This is a genomic window from Albidovulum salinarum, assembly GCF_025673475.1.
Classification (GTDB): Bacteria; Pseudomonadota; Alphaproteobacteria; order Rhodobacterales; family Rhodobacteraceae; genus Albidovulum; species Albidovulum salinarum.
The window spans coordinates 1-543 of sequence record NZ_JAOVQO010000078.1 but is presented as its reverse complement, the minus strand read 5'-3'; the positions used below and the strand labels follow the sequence as shown (position 1 = coordinate 543).

1 pseudogene is annotated in these 543 nt (G+C 63.5%); it reads left to right on the top strand.

Annotated features, from left to right (window positions below):
• Nucleotides 1-60: 60 nt before the first annotated feature.
• Nucleotides 61-543 (top strand): annotated as a pseudogene (locus tag OEZ60_RS22205) (IS5 family transposase); the annotation flags it as partial.

Below are 543 nucleotides of genomic sequence, written 5' to 3'. Positions count from 1 at the left end.
TCTGTTGCACAAATCCTGTAGGGGATTCATCTCGTGAAACCAGCGTGATAGCTGGGGTGCATGAGCAGACCGACCCCACCGACCTACAAGATCAGGAACTGGCCAGCCGACAATGAAGCGCTCAAGCGCCGCGGCTCGCTGACGATCTGGTTCGATCCTGAGATGAGCTGGGATGCCGCGCCGACAGGTCGGCGTGGCCGTCGGCAGAGCTACAGCGATGCCGCCATCCAGACTTGCCTCTCGATGAAGGTGCTGTTCGGCATGGCGTTGCGGCAGACCACAGGCTTCGTCGAGAGCCTGCTGCAACTGGTCGGCCTGAACTGGACGGTGCCGGACTTCAGCACGCTGTCCCGTCGCCAGAAGACCTTGGCCGTCAACATCCCCTACCGTGGGTCCAAGGGGCCGCTGCACCTGCTGATCGACATCGAGCCGGTGAGCGCCACCGGTTCGAGCGAACCGGCGAGGGGGGATCAAGGTCGAGGGCGAAGGCGAGTGCCATGCGCGCAAGCATGGCGGCCCCAAACGGCGCGTTTGGCGCAAGAT